General features: G+C 72.7%; 7 protein-coding genes and 1 pseudogene. All 8 read left to right on the forward strand.

Annotated elements, in window-relative coordinates:
- Window positions 1-156 precede the first annotated feature (156 nt).
- Window positions 157-1,065 carry a pyridoxal 5'-phosphate synthase lyase subunit PdxS gene (pdxS, locus tag C6N75_RS24925; protein WP_105871139.1) on the forward strand — a complete coding sequence of 303 codons (909 nt, stop codon included), beginning with the start codon at window positions 157-159 and terminating at the stop codon, window positions 1,063-1,065.
- Entirely contained in the window at window positions 1,065-1,655 is a 591-nt protein-coding gene (pdxT, locus tag C6N75_RS24930; RefSeq protein WP_105871140.1) for a pyridoxal 5'-phosphate synthase glutaminase subunit PdxT, read from the forward strand. The genes pdxS and pdxT overlap by 1 nt, the downstream gene beginning before the upstream one ends.
- A 58-nt stretch (window positions 1,656-1,713) precedes the next feature.
- On the forward strand, window positions 1,714-2,466 hold the full coding sequence (locus tag C6N75_RS24935) for a YebC/PmpR family DNA-binding transcriptional regulator (protein WP_105871141.1): 753 nt from the start codon (window positions 1,714-1,716) through the stop codon (window positions 2,464-2,466).
- 147 nt (window positions 2,467-2,613) lie between these two features.
- A complete protein-coding gene (ruvC, locus tag C6N75_RS24940) occupies window positions 2,614-3,165 on the forward strand; it encodes a crossover junction endodeoxyribonuclease RuvC (RefSeq protein ID WP_105871142.1) in 552 nt (183 codons plus the stop codon).
- Between the two features lie 3 nt (window positions 3,166-3,168).
- A complete protein-coding gene (gene ruvA, locus C6N75_RS24945) occupies window positions 3,169-3,780 on the forward strand; it encodes a Holliday junction branch migration protein RuvA (RefSeq protein WP_105871143.1) in 612 nt (203 codons plus the stop codon).
- 76 nt (window positions 3,781-3,856) lie between these two features.
- A complete protein-coding gene (gene ruvB / locus C6N75_RS24950) occupies window positions 3,857-4,927 on the forward strand; it encodes a Holliday junction branch migration DNA helicase RuvB (protein ID WP_105871144.1) in 1,071 nt (356 codons plus the stop codon).
- Between the two features lie 176 nt (window positions 4,928-5,103).
- Entirely contained in the window at window positions 5,104-5,607 is a 504-nt protein-coding gene (yajC, locus tag C6N75_RS24955) for a preprotein translocase subunit YajC (RefSeq protein WP_105871145.1), read from the forward strand.
- A 141-nt stretch (window positions 5,608-5,748) separates the two neighbouring features.
- Window positions 5,749-6,355 (forward strand): annotated as a pseudogene (locus C6N75_RS24960) (protein translocase subunit SecD); the annotation flags it as partial.

The raw sequence follows: 6,355 nt of genomic DNA on the forward strand, positions 1-6,355 counted from the left end.
GGGCACAAAAGGGGGCGGGTCGGGAGCAAAACGAGCCACCGGGTTTCCATTGGCCCTTGTCGCGCGACCGATGGCCCGGGTTTCCTCGGTGGAGTCGAACCCATCGGCGGGGTGACACCCGCCGACTCCCCCGTTCTTCACGAGTGAGGTCCATCCGTGTCCAGCACCACCACCCCGCAGTCCCCCGAGACCGGCACCGCCCGCGTCAAGCGCGGCATGGCCGAGCAGCTCAAGGGCGGCGTGATCATGGACGTCGTCACGCCGGAGCAGGCCAAGATCGCCGAGGACGCGGGCGCCGTCGCCGTCATGGCGCTGGAGCGGGTGCCGGCCGACATCCGCAAGGACGGCGGCGTGGCCCGGATGTCCGACCCGGACATGATCGAGGGCATCATCGAGGCCGTCTCCATCCCGGTCATGGCCAAGTCCCGCATCGGCCACTTCGTCGAGGCCCAGGTGCTTCAGTCGCTGGGCGTGGACTACATCGACGAGTCCGAGGTGCTGACCCCGGCCGACGAGGTCAACCACTCCGACAAGTTCGCCTTCACCACCCCCTTCGTGTGCGGCGCCACCAACCTCGGCGAGGCCCTGCGCCGCATCGCCGAGGGCGCGGCGATGATCCGCTCCAAGGGCGAGGCCGGCACCGGCAACGTCGTGGAGGCCGTGCGCCACCTGCGGCAGATCAAGAACGAGATCGCCCGCCTGCGCGGCTTCGACAACAACGAGCTGTACGCCGCCGCCAAGGACCTGCGCGCCCCCTACGAGCTGGTCAAGGAGGTCGCCGAGCTGGGCAAGCTGCCCGTCGTGCTGTTCTCCGCCGGCGGCGTGGCCACCCCCGCCGACGCCGCGCTGATGCGCCAGCTCGGCGCCGAGGGCGTCTTCGTCGGCTCGGGCATCTTCAAGTCCGGCGACCCGGCCAAGCGCGCCGCCGCCATCGTGAAGGCCACCACCTTCTACGACGACCCGAAGATCGTCGCCGACGCCTCCCGCAACCTCGGCGAGGCCATGGTCGGCATCAACTGCGACACCCTGCCCGAGGCCGAGCGCTACGCGAACCGGGGCTGGTGATGACCTCTCCGGTGATCGGCGTCCTGGCCCTCCAGGGCGACGTCCGCGAGCACCTGACCGCCCTGGCCGTGGCGGACGCCGTGGCCCGGCCGGTCAGGCGGCCGGAGGAGCTGGCCGAGGTGGACGGCCTGGTGCTGCCCGGCGGCGAGTCCACCACCATCTCCAAGCTGGCGAACCTGTTCGGCATGGCCGGGCCGCTGCGCGAGCGGATCGCCGCCGGGATGCCGGTGTACGGCACCTGCGCCGGGATGATCATGCTGGCGGAGAAGATCCTCGACCCGCGCTCGGGTCAGGAGACCTTCGGCGGCATCGACATGATCGTGCGGCGCAACGCCTTCGGCCGGCAGAACGAGTCCTTCGAGGCGGCCGTGGAGTTCGGCGGCGTCGAGGGCGGGCCCGTGGAGGGCGTCTTCATCCGCGCCCCCTGGGTCGAGTCCGTCAGCGCCCGGGTCGAGGTGCTCGCCGAGCACGGCGGGCACATCGTCGCGGTGCGCCAGGGCAACGCGCTGGCCACCTCCTTCCACCCCGAGCTGACCGGCGACCACCGGGTCCACGGGCTGTTCACCGACATGGTGCGCGCCGCGGGGTGACCCGGCCCCGGTAGGATCCGGTTCGTTCAGTGCAGGGTTACGCGAAGGAGACAGGCAGATGTCCGGCCACTCTAAATGGGCTACGACGAAGCACAAGAAGGCCGTGATCGACGCCAAGCGCGGCAAGCTCTTCGCGAAGCTCATCAAGAACATCGAGGTCGCCGCCCGGACCGGCGGCGCCGACCCCGAGGGCAACCCCACGCTGTTCGACGCCATCCAGAAGGCCAAGAAGCAGTCGGTGCCCAACAAGAACATCGACTCCGCGGTCAAGCGCGGCGGCGGTCTCGAAGGCGGCGGCGTCGACTACGAGACGATCATGTACGAGGGCTACGGCCCCAACGGCGTCGCGGTGCTCATCGAGTGCCTCACCGACAACCGCAACCGCGCCGCCTCCGACGTACGGGTCGCCATGACCCGCAACGGCGGTTCGATGGCCGACCCGGGCTCGGTGTCGTACCTGTTCAACCGCAAGGGCGTCGTCATCGTCCCCAAGGGCGAGCTGGGCGAGGACGACGTGCTGGCCGCGGTGCTGGACGCCGGCGCCGAGGAGGTCAACGACCTCGGCGAGAGCTTCGAGGTGCTCAGCGAGGCCACCGACCTGGTCGCGGTCCGCACCGCCCTCGTCGAGGCCGGCATCGACTACGACTCGGCCGACGCCAACTTCGTCCCGACCATGCAGGTCGAGCTGGACGAAGAGGGTGCGCGCAAGATCTTCAAGCTGATCGACGCGCTGGAGGACAGCGACGACGTGCAGAACGTCTTCGCCAACTTCGACGTCTCGGACGAGGTCATGGAGAAGGTCGACGCCTGAGCCGCACGCCTTCGCGCCACGGGCCGGCGGGCACACCGGAGACGGTCGTGCCCGCCGGCCCGTGGCGTTGCTGCACCGTGTTGTCGGTGGCGCCCGATAGCCTGCACAAACAGATGTACGGACGGCGGTAGGGAGAGGGGGCGGCGCGTGCGTGTGCTCGGGGTGGACCCGGGGCTGACCCGGCTCGGGGTCGGCGTCGTGGAGGGGGTGGCCGGCCGGCCGCTGACCATGGTCGGCGTCGGCGTGGTGCGCACCCCGGCCGACGCGGACACCGCGCTGCGGCTGGTCGCCGTGGAGCGCGGCATCGAGGAGTGGCTGGACGCCCACCGCCCCGACGTGGTCGCCGTCGAGCGGGTCTTCAGCCAGCACAACGTGCGTACGGTGATGGGCACCGCGCAGGCCAGCGCGGTCGCCATGCTGTGCGCGGCCCGCCGCGGCCTGCCCGTGGTCCTGCACACCCCCAGCGAGGTCAAGGCCGCCGTCACCGGCTCAGGGCGGGCCGACAAGGCGCAGGTCGGGGCCATGGTCACCCGGCTGCTGAGGCTGGACGCCCCGCCCAAGCCGGCCGACGCCGCCGACGCCCTGGCGCTCGCCATCTGCCACATCTGGCGGGCCCCCGCCACCAACCGCCTCCAGCAGGCGGTCGCCGCCCAAGTCGCCGCCCAAGTCGCCGCCCAACGAGCCGGGAAGGGCCGATAACCCATGATCGCCTTCGTCACCGGGCCGGTCGCGGCCCTCGCCCCGACCACCGCCGTCATCGAGGTCGGCGGGGTGGGCATGGCCGTCCAGTGCACCCCCGACACCCTCTCCACGCTGCGCATCGGCCAGGAGGCCCGGCTCGCCACCTCGCTGGTGGTCCGCGAGGACTCGCTGACCCTCTACGGCTTCGCCGACGACGACGAGCGGCAGGTCTTCGAGCTGCTCCAGACCGCCAGCGGCGTCGGCCCCCGCCTCGCCCAGGCCATGCTGGCCGTGCACCGCCCCGACGCACTGCGCCGGGCCGTCGCCACCGGTGACGAGAAGGCGCTGACCGCCGTGCCCGGCATCGGCAAGAAGGGCGCCCAGAAGCTCCTCCTGGAGCTGAGGGACCGGCTCGGCGCCCCCCTCGGCACCGGCGCCGGCACCCCCCTGGCGGCCGGCCCGGCCCCCTGGCGCGACCAGTTGCACACCGCGCTCGTCGGCCTCGGGTACGCCACCCGCGAGGCCGAGGAGGCGGTGGAGGCCGTCGCCCCGCAGGCCGAGGCCGCCGGCGGCGACCCGCAGGTCGGGCAGCTTCTCAAGGCCGCCCTTCAGACCCTCAACCGCACCCGCTGACACCCGCCCCGGCCCGGCCGCACCGGCCGGGACCGCACCCACCGCACACCGCCGAACCCGCGAGGCTCCGTACACCGTGAACTGGGACGACGACACCGCACCCGCCGCCGACGCCGCAGAACGGCTGGTCGGCGCCTCCGCCGACGGCGAGGACCAGGCCGTCGAGGCGGCCCTGCGCCCCAAGTCGCTGGCGGAGTTCGTCGGCCAGGAGCGGGTCCGCGAACAGCTCGACCTGGTCCTGAAGGCGGCGCTGGCCCGCGGCGCGACCGCCGACCACGTACTGCTCTCCGGCGCCCCCGGGCTGGGCAAGACCACCCTGTCGATGATCATCGCCGCCGAGATGGGCGCCCCGATCCGGATCACCTCGGGGCCCGCCATCCAGCACGCCGGCGACCTCGCCGCCATCCTCTCCTCGCTCCAGGAGGGCGAGGTGCTGTTCCTCGACGAGATCCACCGGATGTCCCGGCCCGCCGAGGAGATGCTGTACATGGCGATGGAGGACTTCCGGGTCGACGTGGTCGTCGGCAAGGGACCGGGCGCCACCGCCATCCCCCTGGAGCTGCCGCCGTTCACCCTGGTCGGCGCCACCACCCGGGCCGGACTGCTGCCGCCGCCGCTGCGCGACCGCTTCGGCTTCACCGCCCACATGGAGTTCTACGGCCCCGCCGAGCTGGAGCGCGTGATCCACCGCTCCGCCCAGTTGCTGGACGTCCCCGTCGACACCGCCGGCGCCGCCGAGATCGCCGGCCGCTCCCGCGGCACCCCCCGGATCGCCAACCGGCTGCTGCGCCGGGTCCGCGACTACGCCCAGGTCAAGGCGGACGGCATGGTCACCCGGGAGATCGCCGCCACCGCGCTGAAGGTGTACGAGGTCGACGACCGGGGCCTGGACCGGCTGGACCGGGCGGTGCTCTCGGCGCTGCTGAAGCTGTTCGGCGGCGGTCCGGTCGGCCTGTCCACGCTGGCCGTGGCGGTGGGGGAGGAGCGCGAGACCGTCGAGGAGGTGGCCGAGCCCTTCCTGGTGCGGGAGGGGCTGCTGGCCCGCACCCCCCGCGGCCGCGTCGCGACCCCCGCGGCGTGGGCGCACCTGGGGCTCACCCCGCCGCGGGGCGGCCCGGGCGGTCAGCAGGGGCTCTTCGGGCCGTGACCGGTCCGTGACGGCGAGGAGACTCGCCCGGGCAGGAACCGCGGTGGGATGCTGGGCGTTGTTCCAGTGATGCGGACTCGCCTAGACTCCGCCGATGCCGACCGTTCAGGCCGGTGTACCCACCCCCGAAGACCAGGCCGCGGGCGACCGCGACCGTGCGAAGGAATTGTCGTCCCGTGAACGTCATGACTCTCCTCCCGTTCATCGTCCTCATCGGGGCCATGTTCCTGATGACACGCTCCGCCAAGAAGAAGCAGCAGCAGGCCGCGCAGATGCGCAACCAGATGCAGCCCGGCAGCGGCGTGCGCACGATCGGCGGGATGTACGCCACCGTCAAGGAGGTCGGCGACGACACCGTCCTCCTGGAGGTGGCGCCCGGCGTGCACGCCTTCTACGCGAAGAACGCCATCGGCGCCGTCCTGGAGGACGAGGAGTACAACCGCATCATCCACGGCGACGGTGAGACGGACGGCGCCCCGGTGGTGCCGGACGACGCCAGCGCGCTGACCGCCGACGGCGACGCCGCCGGCGACCGGGTCGACCTGGGCAAGAAGGACGCCGAGCCCGGCACCGCCGGCCTGGGCAAGGCCGACCTCGGCAAGGAGACGACGGCCGGGGAGCAGACCCCGGACGCGGCCGACCCCACCGACAAGCGCGACGGCGACACCGACGCGAAGTAGGGCGCGGGCACGGACCGCGGCGCCGCTGGCGGCGTACGCGGTCCGTGCCGTGCCGACACCCGCGGGGGCACCCCCACACCACTTCGTGGCCGCCACCGCGCCGGACCGGCGTGTGGCGGTTGGACAGGGAGAAACGAGAAGGTGGCAGCAGCCAAGAAGGGCCGAAGGCCGGCGACGGGGGGGCAGGGCAAGCCGGGGCGCACCCTTGTCCTGATCCTGATCGCCATGGTGGGCCTGGTCGGCGGCATGTTCTGGTCGGGGCACACCACCCCGCGCCTGGGCATCGACCTGGCCGGCGGTACGAGCATCACGCTGCGGGCGGAGAACCAGCCCGGCAAGCCGAACGCCATCAACAACGAGAACATGCAGACCGCGATCGACATCATCGAGCGTCGCGTCAACGGTCTGGGCGTCTCGGAGGCCGAGGTCCAGCAGCAGGGCGACAAGCACATCATCGTCAACATCCCCCGTGCCACGGACTCGGAGAAGGCGAAGAAGCAGGTCGGCACCACCGCCCAGCTCTACTTCCGGCCCGTGCTGGCCGCCGCCGGCAGCGAGCCGCTGCCCGAGCCGTCCGCCAGCGGGAAGCCCAGCGGCGAGCCGAGCGGATCGCCCAGCGGCAAGCCCAGCGCCAAGCCCAGCGCCGGCGAGGGCCCCTCGCCCAAGCCCAGCGCCACCACCCAGGGCCGGGCCGCGTCCGACGCGCTGAAGGCGCCGTCGCCCACCCCCACGCCCAGCGGCGCCCCCA

Source organism: Streptomyces solincola, from assembly GCF_002982015.1.
Lineage (GTDB): Bacteria > Actinomycetota > Actinomycetes > Streptomycetales > Streptomycetaceae > Streptomyces > Streptomyces solincola.

Coding starts and splice junctions, on each gene's coding strand:
- pdxT (WP_105871140.1), top strand. CDS start 1,065: ATGACCTCTCCGGTGATCGGCGTCCTGGCCCTCCAGGGCGACGTCCGC.
- C6N75_RS24935 (WP_105871141.1), top strand. CDS start 1,714: ATGTCCGGCCACTCTAAATGGGCTACGACGAAGCACAAGAAGGCCGTG.
- ruvA (WP_105871143.1), top strand. CDS start 3,169: ATGATCGCCTTCGTCACCGGGCCGGTCGCGGCCCTCGCCCCGACCACC.